This is a genomic window from Thermogutta terrifontis (assembly GCF_002277955.1).
In the GTDB taxonomy this organism is placed as follows: domain Bacteria; phylum Planctomycetota; class Planctomycetia; order Pirellulales; family Thermoguttaceae; genus Thermogutta; species Thermogutta terrifontis.
This window is the reverse complement of record NZ_CP018477.1, coordinates 669195-692116: the sequence shown is the minus strand read 5'-3', so window position 1 is coordinate 692116 and position 22922 is coordinate 669195. Positions and strand designations below refer to the sequence as shown.

Sequence of the window (22922 nt, the reverse complement as noted above, 5' to 3'; positions counted from 1 at the left end):
CCATTCCTGGCAACCCGCGTTTCCATATTGGCGGATTGTAAGGCCGACACTCCAGGCCGGTCAACGTGAAACGAACCTGCAGAAGGAAATCGGGTCATATGCGCTTGCAAGGGACGTGCCCGTAATGATTCGGGACAGTTACTGGGTCAGAACCACACCACAAACCGATCCGTTGTCCAGGTTTGGTCAGGCCGCCGGGTCATTCAACCCTTGCCCTTTCCAAAAAAACCTCTTTCCACTGATCGCGCGACGGCCCACGCCCCATTGAAGCACAGTTTGCCAACTGCCAAAAGCCCCGGCGACCTCAGGGATTTTGCCGGGCGCCGAAATCGCGGGCGGCGGGGTTTTCCACCACCCACCGATCCTCAGCCACCTGCCGGAGCCGGGGATCCTGACCGTAAATCCCTCCACTTTCGGGAACCGGCAGCCGCGGTCGAGAGGCTGCCGGGCGGTCTTCACAAAACCACCAGTTTTCGGCAAAGCGGAACGTTTCGGGAGCGGTGTAGGGTCCTACATTGACAAAATCCCGCAGATCGGAGCGGAACACAATCAGATTCCGTTCGAACACCCCATTGCGCGAAGGTACAAAACCGGGTTCCCGGGTTTCCTGCAAGATTCTCGCCACCCATATCTGTGGCCGAATAATGGTGTTATGGCGGAAAACCGCTCCGTCCACCCCCACAAACGAAACCGCGGCCTCGCCGCCCACGAAGAGGCAATCTTCCACCAATAAGTCCTTCGCCTCGTAGAGCACACCCCGGGGCCGGAAAAACGCCAATCCTGTGGATCCCCCCAGTTGCACGCACCGCTTGGCCGCGTCCACGAACCGGCATTGCCGGATGACGATCTGCGTGGAACCGCCTTTGGCCTGGGGACCCGTATCCTGGGAAAACCCCTTTTTGCCTTTGAACAGACACCGCTCAATCACGCCGCGGTGGCAACCGACCATGTCCACGGCCTGGCCGCCCCAACCTTCTATCCGACAGTCAGCCACCACGAAATCCGTGACCCCGGAAAGCTTAATCCCGTCACAGTTTCCTACTGGCCCCACATCCTCCACGACGATGTGCTCCAAGCGAATGTGATGGGTCGGAGTGTCAAAACTACCCCCGTCATCAATATTTAGACCGTTCACCTTGTGTCCCCGAAACCGCAGATGCCGAAGGATGAAGTAACTTCCCTCGGAAATCTGCCAGCCCGTACTGCCACCCGTGAACACCGGTGGGTCCTGCGGATCAGCGCCCTCGATCACGATCGAGGCATCCTGCCGACCGTGGAGGTTTTCGATCCAAACGTCGCCTCCGTACTGGCCCGATTGAATGCGAATCACCGTGCCCGGCTGCACCCGGCGGACCGCCTCGCGGAACTCGGCATCATTCTTTACGGTTATGGTCTTGGCAGAGACAGGCGCGACGATCCTCTCCCCTTCTTCCGCCCCTGCTAAATTACCTACCGCGGCTGCCACAATTCCCGCTATAAGCAGCCAGGCAATTCTCAAAAATGGATGGCTCCTTCTCATAGGGCACCTCCGTCGGTGCAAATGTTGTTCGAGCAGCCGGTCAGAGGGGATCGGTTTGCCTGGGCCATTGTAGCGACACGCGGGGATCGCTCAACCGATCCGGCCGGATCAGCCGAAACTTCTGAGCCGCCGCCACGCATTGTGATCCCATCACTCCCTGTGGCAGAAAGACCGAATCCAACTTATACTGTAATTGAATGGGCCGAAATTTATTCGCCTATTATTCGCATATTATCCGCAACGACTGCCCACCTTGCCTCCCCCCTTCCGCATTATTCTGCGAGGGATCGCTGCCTCTGCAAGGAAAATGCGAAACTTTCTAGACCGCTCAATGTTAAATCTTTAAGAGGAGCGTATGTGAGGAACTGGCAAGGCAATTCCAGCGTAGGGAAAGAGAACTGTCCACGCTTTCCAAAAAATCCTGCAAATTAAGTGGCATTCCCTCGGAACAGAGCTGTCGGAACAGAGTGAGAGGTGTCTTTTTTTAACAGGACGGGCAGCTCCCCGAAAGGTGGAATCGGTCGGCACGGGCTGGCCGTGCACGCTTTCGTGGGGTGCGCCGTGCCTGACCAATCGGAGGTCTTCCCATGTTGAACCTTCCCCCGCTCGACGAGCTTCAGTTGGCCATGCGGTTCGACGAACTCCGCAAACAGTTGGCGGACCCTCGCTACGAGCCTTTGTACAGCAAGACGCTGGCATTCTGGGCTCTTCCCAGCGATCGTCGTTTGCCGCTGGCCCTCATGAATCGCACACTCAGACAGATCATTTCGAGCTCTTTTACTGAACTGGCGGGAACTCCGGGCATCGGCAAGAAGAAACTCCAGGGGCTGCTGATGCTTCTGGAACGGGCGGTTAATACCGACCCAACTACGATCCCCGTCCATGCTGCCGTGTCGGAGTTCATTGCGGGGGAAATTTTGGACACCGAAAAAGAAAGCACTTTCCGCTGGGATGAAGTGTCAGAAATCACCTGGGCGGAATGGCGTGCCACGGTGGTGCGGCATCGACTCCAGAAAGTGCCGCTGGGTCGGCTAGCCCCCTCACTAAAACGGATCACTCGCGTCATCTGGGAGGCGCCGCTCGGTGAATTCGTGGACATGACGATCAACGATCTGCGTGAAAAGCGCTCGTTTGGCGAGCGGCGTCTGGCCGCTGTTTTGGAGGTGTTTTCCGCCATCCACGAAGCGCTCAAAAACGTGACTCCCCAATCCCATCTCGCCATCGAGCTGGCGCCGCGGCGGATTCTTCAGATGCAACAGTGGATCCTGGAGACCTGGCAAAATGGGAAGGTTCCCACCGAACAGGAGATCCGCGAGAATTTCATCACGCCCCTTCTCGACCAGGCCCGCGTGGACGCCGTGGAGCAGACCGTCGATCTCGTGGAGCGGCGCCTGGGCATCAAAGAACCACCTCTGAGCGTCCGGCAGCTTGGCAGAATGTTCAACCTGACCCGGGCGAGAATTTATCAGCTCTTCGATGAACTGGCGGAAATCATGCGGATCCGCTGGCCGCTCGGCCGGGCTTTCACCCAGTTGCTCCAGAGCTTTATCGTCCTGGAGTTCAACCGGCGCGGCACGGGTCCCGATATCACGCAGTTGACCATGGCCATCGAAATCTTCTTCCCCAAGCCGGGTGAACGCCGCCAGATCGTGGCCGGAAAAGGCGGCCTGCCCGATCTCAGCCCTGGGTTCGCCATGGCCATGTCGGACGAGAGCCTCGTCGTCAAAGTTCCCGAGGAAGAGGAACAGCCGAATTGGTAGCCCTTTGCCGCCGAGGCTGCTGTTTAGCTAACGGGAGGCTCAACTTCGTCCGGCATCCAGTCCGCGATGGACGATGATTTTGAGCTGCCAAAATTCGCGAAGCTTGTGTAGGGGCGATTCATGAACCGCCCCTACAATAGGGGTCTTAATCCGCATTCCGGTAGGGACAATTCACGAATTGCCCCTACCGTCAGACCCGTGCGATCGAATCCTGATTCCACGCCAGCCCGTGTGGAGGTCTTGTTCTCAATCGGCCGAGAAAAACGTGAGGATGTGTCAGGGTTGGCGGCCATTGACGGGGTTCGCGTCGCCCGTTAAAAGAAAAAAGATGAAATCAAATCGATCCGGGAGGAAGGCGGGTATTTCTCCGCGTCATCTGCCAGTTTTAACGGCAAAAGCGGTTCCCGTTGAACGGGAATGGAGCGAGATTAAAAATCAGAAATTTGGTCAGGAAACATCAGATCGGAGGACGGGTCTGTGTCGATCTGCGAACGAAAACGCGAATTGAGAAGAAAGCGCCACCGCAGAGAGAAATACCGCATTTTTAAGAGAAAACTCCTAACAGCCACGGCTTCAGAGCGAGCTGCCATTATCGAAAAGATCCGTAAACTGGCCCCGGATCCCGAGGTCGTGCTCAAAAACCTCGGCCTTCTTGAAGCCCAGCGATAAAAAATCGGCCTTTCCCAACAACCGGCGCGGGGCCACGGCGGGAAGCTCTGCCGGTGGCCAGGTTATCCTGCCCTGACCGTTGACTCTACTTGCTGGAGAGGATAATCACGCCGTCCCAACCGGGTGGCGGCTGACGATGGTGTTGTGTGATGTAGCTCGTCAAAAAGTCGGCCCCGCGATCGGACGCAGGCAAGCGGTGCAGCAGGTCAAACGCCTCGTTCCAGCGGCCTTCCAAAAAGTATCGCACGGCGGCCTCGCAGAGTGCGAGGTGCTCGTCAGTCAGCAGCGGGTATTCCTCGCCCGGCGGTAGGAGTTCATGAACCAGTACCGCCTGGTCGAAACCGTAGGGCCGCAGCCTGGCCAGGGGGCGGACCCGAAAGGTTCCCTTTTGCCCCGAGGTGCGAACGGCCTGCGCGGTGGCTTCGTCCAACAGGACCGGCACGTGCAGCAACTTGGTTAACCCCTCCAGGCGGGAGGCCAGATTAACGGGAGGGCCAAACACGGTGACCTTGGCGTGTTCCGCCGTACCGATTTTCCCTGCCACCGCCCGGCCACTGGCGATTCCGATGCCGATCTGGAAGCCCGCCAAAAGGCCGTCCGGCGATTGCGAGGCCTGCTCGAATTCCCGGCGAATGGCCAGCGCGGCCTGACACGCCCGAAGGGCCCGATCCTCTTGCGGGATTGGCCAGCCCCAGAATCCCATCGCTGCGTCGCCCTGAAAATCTCCAATCACTCCCCCCTGCTCCAGGATGTGTCGCGTCATCACCGACAGCGCGGCGCTGATCCGATTGAGGAGCGGAAGCAGCCGCTCCGCGTGCCGTTCGGTTTCCTGCGAAAACCCACGCAGGTCACAGAACAGAACCGTGACATCCACTTCCTGCGGGCTGAGGAGCGTCTCAGGGTCTTCCTCGGTCAATCGATCGAGCACCGGACGAGGCAAAAACTGCCCCAGCACGGCCTGCCGTCGTTCGAGCGATTTCAATTGCAAGATGGCCCCCGTCATTTCGCCCACCAATTCCAGAAACTTCACATCTTCGCGCAGATCCTCGGGGGTGGTATCGCTTGCTCCCAGTTCGCGATGGAAAGTTCCCGCCGCGTAGATCACCCAATTGCAAACGTCCGTATGGATCGGTGTGCAAATCGCCCAGTCGATGTTCTCCTCCATTGTGTAAAGCGGATGATAGGTTTTGGGTTGGATCGCCGTGGTGTCGGCCACGGATGACGGTCGAGTACCGGGGGCCTTGCCCGGCAGATTCAGCCGGCGCTGCTTTTCCCGCCAGATGTGGAGGACGCTCTGGCGATTATTCCAGGCTTCAAGAATGAGGCGGCGACTCGGCCGAAACTCCCCGTCCGCCAGCAAACGCCGATCCCAGTGGATGACGCGAAGGGCGAGCGTCGCCTCGCTACTCGGTTCCTTCGACGCTAAAGCCATTGGACGGTCCGACGGGTGTTCCATCGCGTCCCCGGCATCTTCGGGTCGTCGCAGCGATGCTGGGGATTCGATCGCGACCACCGCAACCGCCTCCGCGTTGGGCATCCCGGCAAGGATGAGACTGACCAGCCGGGCCGCGGTTGCTGGCTCCGCTGAAGCTGTGGAAATAGCCCGCGGCAATCGCGAGAGTACTTCCATGCGGGTATTGGGGTTGCGAAAGACGATTTGCCGCAACAAGTGGGGAGCGAAGGCCTCCTGCTGGGTGGGCGTAGGATGATCGCTGCTGACGGCAACACGTTGTCGGCTCAGCGCAAACCGTGTGCGTCCAATGACGAAGTGCTCGCCTGGTTTCACCTCGAAAGAATCCCGCTCCTCGCCGTGGAAAAAGAGCGGGTTTCGGCCGCTGGGAAGCCGCCGGACATGAAGCTGGTTTCCGTCCCAGATGACTTCCGCGTGTCGGCGGGAAATATGGGGATCCCACGGGATGCTCCAGGCCCCCGTCGTTCTGCCCAAACACACAGGCGTATGGAGCGGGAGTGGCTTCCGCCAGCGATCACTGGGGTCTTCACCCTGGGCAATCAGATAAATTTCCTCACCACCCAACATCGTTCTGCTCACAGTCTGTTTCGATCAGCACTGGTATTTATTCTCCCTAGCCCGCCTGCTTGCGTGCTCCTTACTCGTTTTGACGAGGTTCTGAAGCCCGCGTTAAAGAGCGGGTATCCTCGGTGGATTGCGGCTCTCGACCGTGCCAGGATTGCGTCTGGGCCAGCGTGTCATCCGGCGGTGACCATGTAAGAGGCGCAGGTCTTTCCGGACGTGGTGGCATCACAATCCCGGCAGAGAGCAAATGCCGTCGGATTTCCCGCAGCAGACGGGCTGTCAAGGTCCACAACCCCAATAGGATGACTCCCACCAATCCCGCTGAAATAACCCCATAGCGGAGAAGGGCGTGCTGAAATCCTTCCAGCGGCCGCTGGATGGCTGTGGCGTAATCTTCCTGCACCAGCACAATCCATCCCACATCGTGGACACTGCCGTCCCCACGGCCGAGCTGGACAGGGGCCACCTGTGCCAGGTACCTGCGGCGGTATTCCGTCCCCAATTCGTCCCGCGAAAGAGGATCCACAAAGTTCACAGCCGGTCCCTTTTCCAGATCTTCGAGCTTCTCTACCGGCAGGGGCAGATCTTCGCGGCGCAACCGATATTCCTGTTTCCGAAAGCGTTCGGGCAAACGAAGTTCCCTGCGCAAAACCTCATCGAACAGCGGATGCTGGAGGATCATGCCGGTATAATCACCCGGCCGCATTTCCACCAGCACTGGAAATTGCGCGCGGGTACCTTCCAGTTCCACAAATCGGGTCACTCGCACGGTGAGCGCGACCACTCCAAGGAATTGCTGGGTGCGGTTATCAATCACGGGAGCCGCCACCGCCACAATCCACTGCTGGGTGGCGTCGCTGGGGAAGACCGCCGACAGTTGAGGCTGCGTCAGGTGCTCATCCGCTGCGGGACGCCATGTCCGCGGCATGTCCCGTTCACGACCGGTGAAGAAACTCCGCCACGCATAATTTCGGCCGATGGTGAGAGATTCAGGCACGCGGGCGGTGGAAATCCCTCTCGGATCGCAAAAGAACCAACTCGCCACCTCATCGACGCCCTCGGAATCTTCACCCGTTCCCGGCCGCATCCAGCCCGGAATCATCTGGGCGAACTCTCGCTGCAACGCCGCGCGGAGCGGATGGTTTCGGAATCGCCTTCGCAGCGGCTCTGCCTCTGTCTCGGTGAGGTTCGGTTGACTGAGTTGCTCGGCCAGGTCACGAAAGTCGGGATCCTGAAGTGTCTGGCGAACGAGGTCCTGAAAGCGTGTGTTACCCGCGAGTTGTTCCACAGCCTCAAACCGCCGGCGGAGTTCTTTGCCTGCTAGGTCGGCGACGTACTGGGCCATCAATTGATTGTTCTCCAGGGCCCGCCGCGTCAGCGCTTCGCGGGATTGCCTGACCGTTGTGGAAAATCCCCGCCAGGCGAACAGCGCGAATACCAACAAAAGCAAAGCGGGCCCGACAAACCCAAGCAGCATGAGCGGCCGCCGCGTTCGCTCCATGGTCCATGCATCGAGGGCCGCCAGCACGGATTGAACGTTGGGAAATCGCTCGTTGGGATCGGGTGCCAGGCACCGTTCAAGAATCTGCGCCAGCTCCCGATCCACACCGGGAATCTGTCGGTGATCCGTGGGGACTCCCGAGCGTTGAATCCACTCCCGGTAAGCCCGCAATCGTTCTTCCAGATTGGTAATCCGTTCGATGGAACGAGCGGCCTCTTCATCGCGGTGCGGCGGTTTGCCCGTCAGCATGCAATAGAGCAGCGCCCCCAGGGCATAGACGTCCCAGCGAGCATCGGGGATGGCGTTGAGATCGGCCTGCTCCGGTGCCATGTAGAAAAGGGTTCCCAAGGCAGGTAACTGTTCATGGGAGAGCCGAGATTGTCCGAAATCGGCCAGCCGGGGTTTATCGTCCTGATCCAGCAGGACGTTCGCGGGCTTCAGATCGCAGTGCAGCACACCTTTGCCGTGGGCGTGGAGCAACCCAATGGCCACCTCCCGGAAGATGCGGACCGCCTCGGCCACCGGCAGGGGACCGTGAGCCAGCCGATCGGCCAGGGAGCCCCGCTCCATGTACTCCATGACGTAATAGGGCGGATCGGAATCCCACCCAACTCCGATAAGCTGCACGATGTACCGATCCGCGCACAGAAAGGCGAGCTTTTCCACCTCCCGAGACAGGAGCGACCAGTCCAGGCCCCCCTGGTGAGCGTAGAACTTGATGGCGACTCGCCGTCCCGTGTTGCGCTCAATCGCTACCCAGACCTCCCCATAGGCACCCGAACCGAGCAACCGTTCAAAGTCGTAACCGGGCACCTCGATTGGGGGACGTCGCCCTTCCAAACTGAGGGCCTGGGAACGTTGCCGTTCGAAATCGCCCTGGGGAATGGTCAGATCATCTGGCATTGCAAAGATTGTGCGAGGGTGTGGAGAAGGGGGCCTCATCGGTCTCCGTGCCCCGTTCTGTCCGGTTCCACACTGTCAGTATATCGTGTTTGTGTGAGGCGAAATATGGTAACATGAAATTCCAGGGTCGCTGAGTCGACTTCCCGCGCACGGAATCGGAGCGCGTGCGTGGTTTCCTGGAACGGGTGCATGCAAACGCGTTTTTCTCGGATTCGTGCCGTTGCCTCTCCCTCATGGCCGGTTGCGGCGGAATCGAGGGAATTCGCTCCTAACGTAGGGTTCATGTAAGGACTTTCGGGAGGAGACGACCATGAAGGTGATCGCGTTCAATGGCAGTGCACGCAAAGATGGCAATACAAGCATTCTGGTCAACACCGTTTTGAATGTCCTCCAGAATGAAGGGATCGAAACCGAGCATGTTTCCCTGGCTGGTCGGCAGATCAGCGGATGCATTGCCTGCTACCGCTGTTTTCGGGAGCCCGGCCGATGCCACCAGAAAGACGATGGTTTTATCAACGAGGCAATCCAAAAGATTTCCCGGTCTCAGGGAGTGATTCTTGCCTCACCGGTCTACTTCGCGGACGTGACGGCCAACATGAAAGCGCTCATGGAACGAACCGGGATGGTCGCCCGGGCGGCCGGAGACATGTTCCGCCGCAAGGTGGGGGCGGCCGTGGTGGCCGTCCGACGCGGAGGCGCGGTCCACACTTTTGATTCGCTCAACCACTACTTCCTCATCGCCCAGATGATCGTCGTGGGATCCATCTACTGGAATCTGGGCCGGGGTCTTGAGCCGGGAGATGTGAACAACGATGAGGAAGGCCTGCGGACAATGCGAATCCTGGGCGAAAATATGGCGTGGGTGATAAAAAAACTCCATGGTTGAAGACAACACGATTCCCCATCTCGAAAAGGACGATTCCGAAGCAGCGCAGCCCTCGGTGACGGGCGGCGAACCACATGAGGTGCAGCCTACCGAATCAGCCGCCGAACCTGGTACTTCGGCCCCGCAAACACTCGAAGAAGCCCTCGCAGAATACGGCATTTCGCTCTTCCCCGAGCAGATTCGCCAGCTTGATCGGTATTTCCATCTTCGCAACGAATGGAATGCCCAGATGAATCTCACCCGGCACACGGATTACCGGAAATTTGTCGGCCGGGATATCATCGACACGCTTTCCTTCGCGAGAGTGCTCCAACCCGATGAAGTTGTTTTGGATGTGGGCACGGGGAGCGGGGTCCCAGGAATTATTTTGGCGATTCTTCGTCCCGATCTGCAGATCGCCCTGTGCGAATCGGTAGGCAAGCGGGCTCGGGCCGTTGCCGATATGTGCGAAAAGCTCGAGCTGCCGCTGCCCGTTTTGGTGGGCAAGGCGGAGAATTTTCTGGCAGCGGGAGGCTGGGAGTTTCATTCGCTGGTGATAAGGGCCGTGGCCACCCTCCTCGAGCTCATGAGATGGTTCAAGCCATACTGGCCCTGTTTCGATCGCATGCTCCTTCTCAAGGGACCGACGTGGGTGGAAGAGCGCGGTCAAGCCCGCCATTATGGGGTGATGCACGGTTACGCACTGCGCATCGTGGATCGCTACACCATCCCTGACACCGGAGCCGAGAGCGTTCTCCTGCAGGTGTGCCCCGAAGACCGGCTGGTCCCCCCGCGGGGATGCCAACTGCGGAAACTCCGCTACGAGATATTCCCGACGGGCCTGATCACGCCCGATCGGCCGGGGCCTCTGGCCCGATTCCAGAGCCCTCAAAAACAATCTGGAAAAAAAGAAAGTCCTGCACAAACTCCACAGCACGGTCAAGTGAAAACGGGGACCCGCCGTCAGGAAAAGTCATCCCAGTCCAAGAAGTCGGGGAAAGCTTCCCGGAGCACGACGGGACAAGCAGGGCAAGCTCCGGCAACCGACCCTTCTCAGAAAGCGAAAATGAAGTCCCGCAAGAGGAAAGGCGATCAGAAAGAAAAAGAGCGCGGCGAGAAATCTCCCTGACCGGCCGGGGGCGGTGTGACCCGCACCGCCCCGGCCGTCAGGCAATCAAACCCCATCGAGAAGCGCTTGTCGGAGCGGCCGACCCAGAAACCGCATCTTCCGACAAGCTCGATGCTTCACCCCAGGAGGGAGGGCTGCATCGGGCTCCCGCACACCCAACGCAATCGATGGGGTTACCGCTGGCTGTGTGATTTCTCACTCCTTCCCGTTTTCCATAAATGATTGCCGCACTCCTTCTGGTCCTCTGGACGACGCACCGCGGGTGACGTCATCCCTCCTCATGCAGGGTACTCCTGCTGCAACCACTGCCGTACAAAGCGGTAGTCATCGACGATCAAGTCACCATCCCGTGTGGCTCTCCACAAGCGATGGCCATTTCCAAGGAGCAGGATGCAATCCTCGGGCTGGGCCTGCGTGAGAGCCCAACCGATGGCTTCCGTTCGATCGGGAAGCAGCATCGCACGATGGCGGTCCCGAAGATATCTGGCACCCGCTGCCAAAAGATTCGTGTGCCCTTCTCCCACGCCAGGTAGTGTGAGCACAATCAGATCGGCAAACTCTTCCAATGTCTGGACCCAACCGGCGATATCGCCTTGACCTCGACGGGGCGGATGGGCCACGCAGATCAATCGCCCCGAAACCAGCGGACGAATGGTCGTCAGCGTCGCGCGAACCGCTTCCGCAGTCTCGGCGGCGTCGACAAACACGGAAAATGGCTGGCCTGCCAGGACCGGCTGTAATCGCCCCGGGATCTGGTCCACGCTTTCCAGCGCTTTGACGATCACCTCGAGCGGAATTTGATAAACGAGCCCCACTGCCGCAGCCGCCAAACAACTCAAAATGTGATGGCGGCCGAACATCCGCGTGCGAACAGGGAAGGTCTCACCACCCGCCATCAGGTAAAAAATCTCTTCCCCTAACTGGCGGCTGATTTCGTAGCCTTTGATCTCGGCCGGCATCTGCAAACCGACCGTCAGAGCGGGATGGGCCAAACCAGAAAGCCAACCACGACAACCGGGATCATCCGCGTTGACGACGGCCACCCCTTCCGGCTTTAACCATTCCAGCACGCGGAAATATGAATTGGGGTGACGTGCCTTTGCTTCGACGTCGGTATTGACCAGCACGGCGACATCGAGTTCCATCCCCGCCAGGTACTGTTCTCGAATCGCTTTGCCAGTTACCTCGACCACCGCATGCGTGCAGTGATTGTTCACCATCCGCGCCAGAGATAGCGCCAGTTCGTCCGCTGGTGGAGTCGTTTCCCGGGGGAATGCGGATTCCTCGCCCTCGAAGTAACCCAGCGTGGTAAGCATGCCAGTATTGAAACCGGCCTCAACGAGCACCCGGGTCAGCAGACATGCGGTGGTCGTCTTACCATAGGCGCCGGTCACGCCGATAACGTGGAGCTTTCGGGCGGGATAATCCGCCATCGCATGCGAAATGCGACCGAAAGCCTCACGAGCATTCCTCACATAGATGACCGGCACAGGGAGGCCTTCCAACGGATGATCAGCCAGCACTGCGGCACATCCCCGCGTCAGCGCCTGCTGTAATGCGGCATCGCGACGTGCTCCCGGTGGATGAAGCACCACAAACAGATCGCCCGGCCGAACGTCCCGCGGATGGCAGCGACATCGAGTGAGCGACACTTCCGTCGCGCCCACCACCTGCGCATCCGGCAGAACCTGCCGCAAAGCGATCGTTTTCCCCGTCGAGGCACACAACCGCATTCTCCGAGGCCTCCTTACCTCGGTGGCTTACCAAAGATGCTTCAGCTTTCGACATCCAGACCAGGTGGCATATCGGCCGCACAGCCTGACTCACGCGGCATACCGGACTCCTTTCCGTATGCCCGCGTCGTTTGCTGATGTTGCGGGATTTTCCTGATTTCGCCGATTGTGTCAAGGGCAAACTTGGCAGGGGGCCACCTATTCACCTACCGTTGCAAAAAACGCCAACAAGGGCAATCGCCAGGGATGCTTCGTGGATAGGGCCATGCGGCACGAATCAGTGCTGAGTTTTCCCCTCCCAGCAATCTGATTTATTTCACCAGTTTTGCGCGAGTTGGGGGCGATTCGTGAGTCGCCCCTACCGCGATTTCGCGACTTTCGTCATCCCAACCTCTCATCGCACGGCGAGTTGGACAGCGGTTGAACTTCGGCAAAGCTGATCTCAGCGCCGGGATACCCGCAATGAACTACGTCAGCACGGATGCACTGAATCCAAGAGTTACCCGGCACTGACGGCAACGCGCAAGCGCTGGGCTTATCACTGCTGAAAACGAGTGATGGCCCCTGTGGAAAAGAGCCCCCATAATCGGCCTCCCGCCAGCCTGTCGGCAGGCGCTGCTGAATTTTGCGGAAGGTTGGACATGGGTTGTCCAGGGACTCGGTTACTGTATAGGTGAAAGGCCGAAGGAGACCTGGATCGGGCAACGGGAAGCACGTCCTGAAGCATTCTCGAAGGGGCATGCCAACTCCGTGAAAGGGGCAGGTTACTGCAACGGGGCAAGGCAAAACAGAAAGGGGACCTGGGTGGGGCAGCCAGGGTGAAATCACCTATCAAAGGGGTGCTGGGGCATTGGGCAATTAGCCCTCACGGCAACGACTCCCGGGATCGATTCTCGCAAAGGGGCATCGGGGCACAGAGAAGGGGCGCGGGGCACAAGGGGCAGAGGTCGGGGCACAGTTTTTCTCCAGCGAAGGGCTGCGTGCGAATCGGGGCTGATCCTCAACGGGGCAGATGGGGGCTTAAAGTGGGCTTCGGCAAAACGGTTCACCGCAGGACTTGGATCCAGGTCTCGCCGGGCTTCCCTGTCGTCCCTGTACACCTCCTTTCGAACGGCGGCGGCCCCCCTCAGAAATGAGAGGGTCCGCCGCTCATTTCTTTCGCCATCCGCGCGGTCGGTACTTTGACCTCAACTACAGCCGGGTGCGTCGAATTCCCTTCGGAGCAGTTTACGAGCTGCCTCGACAATACATTAAGGATGATCAACTGACCCGGCCTATGGTGGGGGCAATTCACAAATTGCCCGTTAATAGGTTGTGGGCTTTGATGGGGATACTTCATGAACTGCCCCTACTGGCCGCTTGGCGAGGCGTTGTGCCCAAGCATTGGCAACATCCTCGGTAGGGGCGGATCATGAATCGCCCTGCCAGTCGTCCCTTGCGACAAGCGAAATCACCATGTCGTTTGCCACACCTTTCCTGAGTATCCCGGCGGCTCCCCAGAGAGGTCTCGCACCTATTTGATTGACTGGCCACGCAGGTCAGGCGATTCTTGTGCCATAGCCCCATTTCCACCCACCCGCCATTTCGATAATGGGTGAACTTTAATTTTGTGACGCTAGCGGATTTCGCACTCCCAAACGTAGAATAAAAAGAAAGACCCAGACTGCCGCGGCCGGTTTGCTCCCGTATCCTTGGCCCAATTCGCCGAGTTCCTGTGTTTGACCGTTACATCGACCAGAATTGACCGCTAACTCGCGGCGTGGCCATTAAACCCACCCGAGGTCTGTGAGGCCGTCGGTTCACGAATATCAGGATCACATCCATGACGGAGTCCCAGGATACATTCAACACCATTGACGAGGCAATCGACGCCATCACACAGGGCGAAGTCGTCATCGTTCTGGACGATGAGAATCGGGAAAACGAGGGCGACTTCATCTGCGCGGCGGAGAAAGTGACGCCGGAAATTGTCAATTTTATGATCACTTACGGCCGGGGGCTCCTCTGTGCGGCCATTCTGCCCGACGTGGCCGAGCGGCTGGAACTCTCTCTCATCGTGAAAGAGAACACTTCGCCGCTGGGAACGGCGTTCACGGTCCCCGTGGATCATCGATCCTGCCGCACGGGAATCACGGCAGCGGAGCGGGCCAAAACGATTCGGGCCCTGATCGATCCCACCAGTAAACCGGGAGACTTTGCCCGACCGGGGCACGTCTATCCCCTCATTGCCAAAGAGGGCGGCGTCCTCCGTCGCGCTGGCCACACCGAAGCTGCCGTTGATCTGGCCCGGCTGGCTGGGCTGGCGCCCGCCGGTGTTCTCTGTGAAGTCCTCAACGACCGCGGGGATCGCGCCAGTCGCCCGGAACTTCATGAACTCGCCCGCCGCTTCCATCTCAAGATCATCACCGTGGAAGACCTCATCCGCTATCGCCGCCGCCGGGAAAAACTCGTTTACCGCATCGCCGAAGCGCAGCTCCCCACCAAGTACGGATTGGGTAAGATCATTGCCTACGGGGTGAAATACGAAAACCAGGAACCCATCGCGATTGTGTTTGGTGATCCCACCCGGGTCGCCGCGCCTCTGGTGCGGCTTCATTCCTCGTGTTTTACCGGCGACCTCATCGCCTCCCTCCGCTGTGATTGCGGCGATCAACTCCATCTGGCTCTCCAGATGATCGGCCAGGAAGGGACCGGTGTGCTGGTGTATCTCCCCCAGGAAGGTCGCGGCATTGGCCTGGTGGAAAAAATCAAGGCCTACCACCTCCAGGACGAAGGCATGGACACCGTCGAGGCCAATCTTGCCCTGGGTCATCAGGTGGACTGCCGCGATTACGGCATCGGGATTCAGATCCTCAAGGACCTGGGACTGAGCAAGGTCCGACTGCTCACCAACAATCCCAAGAAGACAGACGCCTTCATCTACGGTGGCTTTGACCTTCAGGTGGTCGATCAAATTCCGATTGTGGGCCCCGTCAACGAATTCAACGCCAAATATCTGGCGACAAAACGGGACAAGATGGGACACCTCCTGCCCGACTCTTTTTGATTGGGCCCGGCTGTGGGACTCATTCGGCACAAGGTTCCTGGTGGAACCGGGTGGTGGAAAACCACCAACGGCCGGTCAGGGCGATTCATGGGGCGCCTCTCCACAACTACTACTTTCCCGTATGCTATACTTACTTGGACGCCGCACATTGAGTGTCAGGCGGCGGGAGGTTCTCTTTTCACCGACGGACGTCTTTTCCAACACAAGCGCCGTCAAACTGATTCGGCAACGAACTTTTCAACTCTCGTGTCTGTGGGAGGTCACACAGCATGGCGATGGCGTCACTAGTGGCAACTCTGGCGATGGTAGCCGGAATCTGCATCGCAGGAGTTGTGTGGCGCGGCTTTTTCTCATCATTCCACCACAAGAAGCAACGTTCCGAGGCCGCCGACAATTCCCATTTTCCCCCTACATTGCAGCGGCTGCTCAAGCGGCTTTCCGGCATCGTGGGAACGTTGAAAACCCACCTGCAGGAACATCGCAGTGATCTTGAAGAAACCATGGAAGAACTGGGCGATCTGGACGCAAACAACGTCACGACAGAAACCGTGGTGGCTGCCCTGGTGACCCTGGCTGAGACCAATCGTCGGCTCCAGGATCGATTAGCACTGGCCGAATCGCAGATCGCGCAGCAGCATCAGGAACTTCAGGCCCAGTGGCAGGAGGTTCGTTCTGATCCGCTCACGGGTTTGCCGAATCGCCACGTGTTCGATCAGGAGTTATTCCGATTCATACGCGACTTTCGGAACGAGCATCGTCCCTTTGCCCTGGCCATTTTCGATGTCGATCATTTCAAGCACATCAACGACACCTACGGACACAAGACAGGCGACCAAGTGCTCGTCAAGGTTGCCGCGGCCCTGCGTGCCGCAGCTCCGGCCCATTCGGTTCTGGCAAGGATCGGGGGAGAGGAATTCGCCCTCATCTGGCCTCACGTCCAGCTCTCACAAACCTTGGAGGAAGTCGAGCGGGCGCGTCAGGCAGGTCGTCATGCTGGAGAGGACGGGGCCAATTGTCCGCCGGTTTCATTAAGCTGTGGCGTGGCGATATTCCTGGAAACCGACAACGAGAACCGCGTCTTTGAACGTGCCGACGAAGCTCTGTACGCCGCCAAGCACGCAGGCCGTAACTGCACTTTTTACCATGACGGCTTGCACCCTGTCGCCTGGCAATCCCTTTTCCGCCCCTCCACGGCCAGTACTATCGCCGAAGATGCCAGCGATTCTGCAGCCTGGGACCGTGACCCGGAGGCACAGTCACTTGTACAGGTCTTGCGATCCAAACTGGCGCAACTTGGCGTGACGGTGTGAGGCCTCGCGGCCCGTCGACACCCAAGGCTTCGTTACAGGAGCCGTTAACTTGCGGAGCCTCCCCCCTCCCGGCGCGTAATAAAAAAGGTTGGCATCATCCGATGCCAACCCCGGGGAGAGTCGTTCCGCTTCAAACCCAGCTTCTACACGTCTTCCGATTACGGAACTTGCACGGATTCTTTTCCGTAGGCACTTCCCAGGGCACCCCAGACACCGTACAGCGAGGGTCCTGTGTAGTCCTGCGGTCGGCTGGGATTCACAAGGGGCGGGAAGCCCGGCGGCGGGGCCGTGGCAGTCCGCGTCGGATCACCCGCGTCGATCGTCTCACTGATAAACCGCACCGCGCCATCCAGGAACAGCACATTGACACCGCCCGGGTGACGGCTGCTCGCGGTCACGATGCACCAGTTCTCCCCGTCGTTCCCACAGCTCGGACCGTTCGGCGGCAGCATGGGATAGAAGAACGTGTACGGGTTTCTTCCATCCGCCCAACGCCAGCCAATGAGCCAATCTGGCCCCTGAATATTCCCGGTAAATTGCCGATTTGGCCCCACTTGCTGCAAGCACAACGAGGGCGGGGCGCTATTATACGCGCCCACATCCCGGGCAATCGCCTCGCCCACCAAACGGCTGTTCTGCACTCCAATAAAAGAAGGCGGACCCAACGAATTCAGCTTTGACATTCCGGAGTGACGACGGGGCACCGCCCACGGCTGGGCACACCCGGAGGAAAAGCATCATAACTTCCCGGAGTTACCAGTACCCGTGAGCACTTTGACGTAAATAACTTTTGCGTCACCCGGCGCATAAAAATCCTCGAGGACGGCTGCCACCCGGTAGCCGTTTTTTTCATAAAACTGTCTGGTCGGTTGATACTGCTCCCGGCCGGAGGTATCCACATAAACCCGGGTCCCCCCGGCAGCTCGAATGGCCTTTTCTGCCTCCCGAAGGAGCTGCCGTCCCAACCCCTGCCGCTGATAAGCCGGATCCACCACGATCCAGTAAAGATCCCAACTGGAAACGGTGCACGGGATAGGACCGAAACACACATATCCCCGGAGCTGCCCTTCCTGATCTGCAAAGAGAAACTCATACCCGCTGGCAGGTCCTTTCAGCAACCGCTCTGTGACCAACTCCTCAGCAACATCGACCTCGTCCGGACGGAAAAACCCAGTAGACTCCACCAGCCGCCGCACGGCAAGCCTGTCGTCCGGTCGCACCGTCGAGCGAAAATCCAGGCTGACTTTATCTTGCGTCCTCATTATGCCACTCACCTAGTGCCTGATCCTTTCTTTTCAAATGACTGGGATGGTGCATTCTTCGTTTTTTGCCCGCGAAGTTTGATTTGTCAAACTCGCACACAAAGACGATCCAAATCATACGTTCCTTTTGCAAGGGTCCACCCAATACACAGGATCCGCGGACGTTTTTCCCGCGCCAGGCCGTTTCTCACGGACTACTCGTCGTACAGTTCGTCGAACTCCGTTTCATCCACAGCATGCCGCAGCAGGACATAGGCCACGGCCGTGGACGTCCAAAAATGCCCATACAGATAAGCCGAGGTCAGGTGGCGGAACACGTTGTGCCACTGAGCCAGACTCGAGTTGGCGAGAATCTCTCCAAAGGAGACCCTCGGTAGAACGAGTTCCGCCGACCAGAGCGTCAGTCCAATACACCATTCCACAAGGATCGCCACCACCACGGCCACCGCCGCACCAATAACGGCAGCCACCCCGGCATAGAAGAGAAAGTGGAACGGCCGCCGGAATAAATAGGAGCCCGCAGCCCCCACTGCTCCGTAGCCGTCCTGGTTGTCGATCATAATGGCCGCCAGCATCAACGGCCAGCCAAGGACGACGAGAACGACGACCAGCGTGAGGATCGCGGCCGGAATCACCGTGATAACCCAGGCCCAGCCAAGGGGCAGAACATGCGTCCCGAACCAGTTCGCCCCCAGACATACCACGGCCGAAATCCAGCCGAAACCGTAAATGGCCACCCAACCGCCGAGAACACATGCCATCCCCGCGGGCCAGCGTGCGAGAGCAAAGCGAAACCATCTTCCGCGACTGTGCCCCTCTCCCCGTAAAGAAGCCAGTGCGGCGAAACGCAGGATGGCACCTCCGCACAACGCCCACACTGCGAAGACCCAAATGAGGTGGAAAAGCCGTTTGATCCAGTCCACCCAGGACCTTTCTTGGGGAATGGCACGGGGCATCTCCGGCCGATCGGGAACATAGGTGATTTGAAGAAAATATGTGTAACAACTGGCAAGGTCCGCCCAAACGCCGAAAACGGGCACCAGCCGCGGTTGCCGAGCAAGCTCCGCCAGCAACGATGAACTTTCCCGTGCCCGAGATGAGGACGGCTTGGGAGCCTCAAACCGAGGCTGGACGGGCTGGGCCAGGCTGAGATCGCCTCCTCCCAAGCTCAGGGGCACCCCGCGAGGAAGGGCAGGCAAAGGCTCGCGGTTGGGAAAAGCGTATTCCAGGACCTGGCGTCCGGCTTCCACCAGCAGCAAGCCCGCGATGGCAATCACCAACACCCGCGGGGTGCACGCCACAACTGCCGCGCGGACCAGGCGCAACCACGGAAAAACTTTCCACCACAGCACACGTCGAATGGCAACCTCACGCGGTTCCTCCATGATTTTTCCCTCCTCAATCGGCTGGCGCACGTCACCGCGTCCGCGGAATGTCCGCGCTCACAAGGAGAGAACTCGGTGTTTTTAAGGGGTCTCAATCCTTCCAGATGTCGGCGATGCGGGCATCAACATCGGGCAGCGGCGGCAACGGGGCACTTGGCGTGGGTTCGTACCAGAAAGTTGCGCAGCACCAGTCATCTTCCGTTTCCACCAGTCCGTTCTTCCATCCGATCTGCTGGATGGTGATGCGGCACTCCTTCTGCCACGCGATGGGGTCGGGCAAATGCCAACGGTACATGGAAACAAAATTGTTTTGGTCAAGCGAACACCCCTGATAGAAAAACGGCACCTGCTGCATGCCCCAGGAAAGTCCTACATAGTCCTCGCTGCCCGTGCCGCAAATTGTGGGAAACTCGGTGTCACCATCCATGTACACTTTAATTTCGCCTTCACCCCACCACTGGCCTGGGTGAAGATTGCGTACCCCAATGACGACACCGATATACCGACCTTTGTTTTTCCGCAAGGGCAAAATCTCGAAATCCTGTTTTTGCCTGGTGGGATTTTCACGCCGGAAAAGGACGTGCAGTCGGCCGACATCCTCGGGGTGTTTATCTCCCAGGGTGTAGTCGATCTGATAAAAGATCGGGGGTGTCCGGTTGCCCTTCGTTTCATTGGTAAGGGTAATTCGCGCACGTTTGGTGAAGGGCATCGGCAGCCAGATGTTCATTCCGGCGCGCGGCCCCACCGAGTGGACGGCCGAGAAGTACGGCATCACCTTGCCGTGGGCAAAGCCGAAAAAGTCGCCCAGCGGACATTCGATACTGGGGTGTTCCTGACCTTCCCAGTACGCGCGGATGACCAGGCTCCGCAGGTTCTCCGGATTCGATTCGGTGGTCAGCCAGATATGGCGGATGGTGCCGGGCCCTTCGATATCGCAGAGCTGAAGGGTTTCCCCGGGCTTGATGGGGCGCATCGGCGACCCTTTCCGACCCACGCCAAGGTTGCTGGCAGCCTTGCCCCCTTCTCCCGGTGCCCCTGTGGGGTTCTCGAACGAAATTGATCGCGAAACCAGGCCAGTATCCAGCAGATAGGGTTGGTGAATCAAATCCGGCTGCTGGCCCCACACGGCTGCACCCGTCAGCCAAAGCCCTACCGCAAGTCCGACCGCTGTGCCGAGCCAGAAAACGCGTTTCATTGTGCCGTCCTTTCTTCAGGTAAACCTACGCTGTGAACCGACACTGCGTCCTGTCGCCTGTATGCCGCCCCCATTCTGCCGAAAAAACTTCCCCCTGGCAACCGGTAGGATAAAGAATGGGGCTGAAGAAATGTGGCTTGGCACAGCCGGTTGTCGCACCATTATGTGACGTTCACCCGCTACAACAGATGCAACCGCAGCCAGGTAGGGACAATTCATGAATTGCCCCTACAACGTCGGAGGGACCTGCTTGTCAGGTCCGATCAACAGCAGTCAATGACCCATTCCCCTTCATCGGGCACGACAAGCGTGCCCCTCCGAAACACCCCTCGATGCCCGCCCAAACGCAATGCATGGTCTAACGTTGAAATGCGGACGTGATAAGTACGTCCGTCCGGCCCAGGCACTTTCCGAGCGCGAACCCCCTTGCACATACGAGATCACAAGGATTGGTGGGGGCCATTCATGAATGGCCCCTACCGAGATGGTCTGTGACCGTGATCAAGTTGCACGGGCGATTCATGAATCGCCCAACAACACTTCGCGATCGTGGTATGTCATAGGTCTTAGCAAAAATGGTAATGGCTTACGGCGACTGCGGATTCTCGGGCGATCAGTTCTTAAGCTACAATGAAGATTTCGCGGCGGGTGGCGCTGCCACCTCTTGGGTGACAGTCCCCGATGGACGTCGCGGGCGGTTACAATCGGCTTGCAAAAGCGATACCCGGGCTTCTCCATGGCTTGAATGCGGGAGAAAGGTGAATCTTCATGGCGGATAAACAACCCTTTGCCGAATACCTCGCCCAGGGCGTCGTGGTGTTCGACGGAGCCATGGGCACGGAGATCTATCGCCATCACGTGTTCACTAATCGGTGTTTTGATGAACTCAATCTGTCCGATCCCAAGCTCATCCGCAAAATCCATCAGTCGTACTGCGACGCGGGCGCCGAAGTCCTGACCACCAACACCTTCGGTGCGAATCGGGAGACCCTCGCCAAGTACGGCCTGGCTGAGCAGGTGCGGGCGATCAATCAGGCAGGGGCCCAAATTGCCCGGCAAGTGGCGGATGCCGCAGATCGACCGGTCTACGTTGCCGGTTCCATTGGGCCGCTTCCCACGCTGCCCCAAAACGAAGAAGCTCTGTGGCAAATGATCTGGGAGCAGGTCGATGCCCTCCTGGAGGGCGGCGTGGACTTCATCATTTTTGAAACCCAGCCCAGTCGTCAGGCCCTGGAACTCTGTGCGGCGGCGATGCGGGAACGGCCGGGGGTGCCGTTCATCCTTTCAGCGGCCGTTTACGAGGACGGCGAAACCGCTTCCGGTGAGACGGTCCAGCGATTATTTGCCCCGCTCCCCGAAGGGTGTCCGGAACCGCTTGCCTGGGGCCTTAACTGCGGCAGCGGGCCCCACGGTCTGCTTGGGGCTGTGGAGCAGGCAGTCCGCATTCTTCGCAAACCGCTCGTCGTGCAGCCGAATGCCGGCATCCCAAAGGAAGTTGAACATCGCCGCATTTACCTCTGTTCGCCCGAGTATCTGGCCGAGTACGCCAAGCGATTCGTCAACCTGGGGGCGGCGGGGGTCGGCGGGTGCTGCGGCACAACGCCAGACCACATCCGTGCGATCTGCGATGCGGTCAAACCTCTTGTCCGTGCCCGAATAAAACCTGTTTTTGTCACCCCGGCAGAGACCGTGGAGCTCAAAACGCCGGTGCCTCTGGCGGAGCGCTCGCGATTTGCCTGGCGGCTGGTGCACAAACAATGGGTGACCTCGGTCGAACTGGTTCCTCCCCGCGGATACGACCTCCGTGACATCATCGAGAAAAGCAAAATGCTCCACCGGCACGGAGTGGATGCCGTCAACATTCCTGATGGCCCCCGCGCCAGCTCGCGGATTTCGCCCCTGATCACAGCGGATCGCATCCAGCGGGAGGCGATGATCGAAGTCATCCTCCATTTCTGCTGCCGGGACCGGAACCTCATCGGCATGCAGGCGGACCTCCTCGCCTGTGCCGCCTGTGACATCCGCAACATCCTGTTTGTCACCGGCGATCCACCCAAGCTCGGTAATTACCCCCATGCTACAGGCGTGTTCGATACCGACTCGATTGGCATGGTGGGGGTTCAGAAGCGTCTCAATCAGGGCGTGGATCTCGGCGGCCAGCCCATCGATCCACCGACCGCCGCGGTCATCGGCGTCGGTCTGGATCCCACGGCGATCGATCAAAACCGCGAACTCGACCGCTTTCGCCGCAAAGTGGAGGCCGGGGCCGAGTTCGCCATCACTCAGCCGGTCTTCGACCCCGACGCCCTGTTGCGATTTCTGGACAAGGTACAGCACTACGGCATTCCGATCATCGCGGGAATCTGGCCGCTGGCCAGCCTTCGCAACGCCACGTTCCTGAAAAATGAAGTCCCCGGCGTGGTCATTCCGGATTGGGTGATGGAAAAAATGGCCTCCGTCACCAGCCGGGAAGATCAACTCAAAATGGGGATTGAAATCGCCCGACAGGCCATCGAGCGAATCCGCGATCGCGTGGCTGGAGTTCAGGTGAGTGCCCCGTTCGGCAAGATTCAGGTGGCCCTGGAAGTGATCGGGGCGTGAAGCATTGTC

Annotated in this window: 15 protein-coding genes; 7 read left to right on the top strand and 8 right to left on the bottom strand. The window is 59.0% G+C overall.

What is annotated here, in order from left to right:
* Positions 1–304: 304 nt before the first annotated feature.
* Positions 305–1519 carry a right-handed parallel beta-helix repeat-containing protein gene (locus THTE_RS02520; protein ID WP_157731648.1) on the bottom strand — a complete coding sequence of 405 codons (1215 nt, stop codon included), beginning with the start codon at positions 1517–1519 and terminating at the stop codon, positions 305–307.
* A gap of 587 nt (positions 1520–2106) precedes the next feature.
* Between THTE_RS02520 and THTE_RS02515 the strand changes: the two genes are divergently transcribed.
* Entirely contained in the window at positions 2107–3279 is a 1173-nt protein-coding gene (locus THTE_RS02515) for a hypothetical protein (RefSeq protein WP_095413961.1), read from the top strand.
* Positions 3280–3756: 477 nt separating this feature from the next.
* On the top strand, positions 3757–3948 hold the full coding sequence (locus THTE_RS17830) for a DUF6800 family protein (RefSeq protein ID WP_207651760.1): 192 nt from the start codon (positions 3757–3759) through the stop codon (positions 3946–3948).
* Positions 3949–4033: 85 nt separating this feature from the next.
* Here THTE_RS17830 and THTE_RS02510 read toward each other — a convergent pair whose 3' ends face one another.
* Both THTE_RS02510 and THTE_RS02505 read right to left on the bottom strand, forming a co-directional pair.
* On the bottom strand, positions 4034–5986 hold the full coding sequence (locus tag THTE_RS02510; protein WP_095413960.1) for an adenylate/guanylate cyclase domain-containing protein: 1953 nt from the start codon (positions 5984–5986) through the stop codon (positions 4034–4036).
* Between the two features lie 70 nt (positions 5987–6056).
* Positions 6057–8387, bottom strand: coding sequence for a serine/threonine protein kinase (locus tag THTE_RS02505; RefSeq protein WP_157731646.1), 2331 nt, complete (start codon positions 8385–8387; stop codon positions 6057–6059).
* A 310-nt stretch (positions 8388–8697) separates the two neighbouring features.
* Here THTE_RS02505 and THTE_RS02500 point away from each other — a divergent pair, with 310 nt between their 5' ends.
* On the top strand, positions 8698–9273 hold the full coding sequence (locus THTE_RS02500; RefSeq protein ID WP_095413958.1) for a flavodoxin family protein: 576 nt from the start codon (positions 8698–8700) through the stop codon (positions 9271–9273).
* Complete coding sequence (locus THTE_RS02495; protein ID WP_095413957.1) at positions 9266–10381, top strand: 16S rRNA (guanine(527)-N(7))-methyltransferase RsmG; 1116 nt, start codon at positions 9266–9268, stop codon at positions 10379–10381. The genes THTE_RS02500 and THTE_RS02495 overlap by 8 nt, the downstream gene beginning before the upstream one ends.
* 278 nt (positions 10382–10659) lie before the next feature.
* On the opposite strand, the gene THTE_RS02490 is transcribed toward THTE_RS02495, so the two are convergent.
* Positions 10660–12114 (bottom strand): Mur ligase family protein, encoded by a 1455-nt coding sequence (locus THTE_RS02490; protein ID WP_095413956.1) that lies wholly within the window; start codon positions 12112–12114, stop codon positions 10660–10662.
* 1822 nt (positions 12115–13936) lie between these two features.
* On the opposite strand from THTE_RS02490, the gene ribB reads away from it, so the two are divergent.
* Positions 13937–15160 carry a 3,4-dihydroxy-2-butanone-4-phosphate synthase gene (gene ribB, locus THTE_RS02485; protein ID WP_095413955.1) on the top strand — a complete coding sequence of 408 codons (1224 nt, stop codon included), beginning with the start codon at positions 13937–13939 and terminating at the stop codon, positions 15158–15160.
* Positions 15161–15429: 269 nt separating this feature from the next.
* Positions 15430–16470, top strand: a complete 1041-nt coding sequence (locus THTE_RS02480; protein ID WP_095413954.1) for a GGDEF domain-containing protein — start codon at positions 15430–15432, stop codon at positions 16468–16470.
* Between the two features lie 158 nt (positions 16471–16628).
* Here THTE_RS02480 and THTE_RS02475 read toward each other — a convergent pair whose 3' ends face one another.
* From THTE_RS02475 to THTE_RS02460, 4 genes are all read right to left on the bottom strand, one after another.
* On the bottom strand, positions 16629–17174 hold the full coding sequence (locus THTE_RS02475) for a DUF1559 domain-containing protein (protein WP_257789937.1): 546 nt from the start codon (positions 17172–17174) through the stop codon (positions 16629–16631).
* Between the two features lie 33 nt (positions 17175–17207).
* On the bottom strand, positions 17208–17732 hold the full coding sequence (locus THTE_RS02470) for a GNAT family N-acetyltransferase (protein WP_095413952.1): 525 nt from the start codon (positions 17730–17732) through the stop codon (positions 17208–17210).
* Between the two features lie 194 nt (positions 17733–17926).
* Positions 17927–19117 (bottom strand): hypothetical protein, encoded by a 1191-nt coding sequence (locus THTE_RS02465; protein WP_095413951.1) that lies wholly within the window; start codon positions 19115–19117, stop codon positions 17927–17929.
* A gap of 91 nt (positions 19118–19208) precedes the next feature.
* On the bottom strand, positions 19209–20312 hold the full coding sequence (locus THTE_RS02460; protein ID WP_095413950.1) for a glycoside hydrolase family 172 protein: 1104 nt from the start codon (positions 20310–20312) through the stop codon (positions 19209–19211).
* Between the two features lie 768 nt (positions 20313–21080).
* Here THTE_RS02460 and THTE_RS02455 point away from each other — a divergent pair.
* Complete coding sequence (locus THTE_RS02455; RefSeq protein WP_095413949.1) at positions 21081–22913, top strand: bifunctional homocysteine S-methyltransferase/methylenetetrahydrofolate reductase; 1833 nt, start codon at positions 21081–21083, stop codon at positions 22911–22913.
* Positions 22914–22922: the final 9 nt, after the last annotated feature.

Excerpts from the sequence above, each read along its gene's own strand:
- THTE_RS02510 (WP_095413960.1), bottom strand. The coding sequence starts at position 5,986 with ATGTTGGGTGGTGAGGAAATTTATCTGATTGCCCAGGGTGAAGACCCC.
- THTE_RS02495 (WP_095413957.1), top strand. The coding sequence starts at position 9,266 with ATGGTTGAAGACAACACGATTCCCCATCTCGAAAAGGACGATTCCGAA.
- THTE_RS02460 (WP_095413950.1), bottom strand. The coding sequence starts at position 20,312 with ATGAAACGCGTTTTCTGGCTCGGCACAGCGGTCGGACTTGCGGTAGGG.
- ribB (WP_095413955.1), top strand. The coding sequence starts at position 13,937 with ATGACGGAGTCCCAGGATACATTCAACACCATTGACGAGGCAATCGAC.
- THTE_RS02520 (WP_157731648.1), bottom strand. The coding sequence starts at position 1,519 with ATGAGAAGGAGCCATCCATTTTTGAGAATTGCCTGGCTGCTTATAGCG.
- THTE_RS02490 (WP_095413956.1), bottom strand. The coding sequence starts at position 12,114 with ATGCGGTTGTGTGCCTCGACGGGGAAAACGATCGCTTTGCGGCAGGTT.
- THTE_RS02455 (WP_095413949.1), top strand. The coding sequence starts at position 21,081 with ATGGCGGATAAACAACCCTTTGCCGAATACCTCGCCCAGGGCGTCGTG.
- THTE_RS02500 (WP_095413958.1), top strand. The coding sequence starts at position 8,698 with ATGAAGGTGATCGCGTTCAATGGCAGTGCACGCAAAGATGGCAATACA.
- THTE_RS02515 (WP_095413961.1), top strand. The coding sequence starts at position 2,107 with ATGTTGAACCTTCCCCCGCTCGACGAGCTTCAGTTGGCCATGCGGTTC.
- THTE_RS02470 (WP_095413952.1), bottom strand. The coding sequence starts at position 17,732 with ATGAGGACGCAAGATAAAGTCAGCCTGGATTTTCGCTCGACGGTGCGA.
- THTE_RS02480 (WP_095413954.1), top strand. The coding sequence starts at position 15,430 with ATGGCGATGGCGTCACTAGTGGCAACTCTGGCGATGGTAGCCGGAATC.
- THTE_RS02465 (WP_095413951.1), bottom strand. The coding sequence starts at position 19,117 with ATGGAGGAACCGCGTGAGGTTGCCATTCGACGTGTGCTGTGGTGGAAA.
- THTE_RS02505 (WP_157731646.1), bottom strand. The coding sequence starts at position 8,387 with ATGCCAGATGATCTGACCATTCCCCAGGGCGATTTCGAACGGCAACGT.